This is a genomic window from Brucella ciceri (genome assembly GCF_041930145.1).
Lineage (GTDB): Bacteria > Pseudomonadota > Alphaproteobacteria > Rhizobiales > Rhizobiaceae > Brucella > Brucella intermedia.
In genome coordinates this window covers 1-591 of the sequence record NZ_JBHEEV010000041.1, presented here as the reverse complement: position 1 = coordinate 591, position 591 = coordinate 1, and the positions used below count along the sequence as shown (strand labels likewise).

Below are 591 nucleotides of genomic sequence, written 5' to 3'. Positions count from 1 at the left end.
GCGGATCTGCCGAAGGCGCTCGATGCGCCTAAATCAACGATCTACGATCTGGTGAATATCCTGAGCGAGGCGGGCTTGCTGGAAGTCAAGGACGCACGGGTCTATTTTGGCAAGGTAATGCAGCTCTATGGTGCTAGTTACCTGCGCGCCAACGATATCGTGGCGCGTGGCCGCGATATGGTGGATCAACTGGTCAAGGAAACGGGTGAGACTTGCGAATTGTGCATCCGCCTGCGTGGCAAGCAGGTCATCATCCACGCACGGCCTGGTTCCCGACCGTTGCGGATCAGTTCTGAAGTCGGATCACAGATACCGATCCCGTGGACCGCTTCGGGTCGGCTGATGCTATCCGATTTATCCGGGGATGAAATTGAATCAGTGCTGGAACCGGAAGACCGCCTGCAACCGAACGGGCAGGCGGCGGATATCGCCGCCTTCATCGCCGAGTGCCACGCGCATCGCAAACAGCCGCTGGCTCGTACTGTTGGTGCCATCAACAATTTCACACAATGTCTGGCGTCCCCTTTGGTCAATGCGCGTGGCGCGGTGGAGGCAACGATTTGCTTTGTTCTGCCCATCGATATGCCGGAG

The 591-nt window shown here is 57.7% G+C and carries 1 protein-coding gene; it reads left to right on the top strand.

Going from position 1 to position 591, the window contains the following annotated elements:
* Positions 1–591, top strand: a 591-nt coding sequence (locus tag JNC63_RS21890) for an IclR family transcriptional regulator (protein ID WP_374846778.1), incomplete at both ends; no start/stop codon positions are given.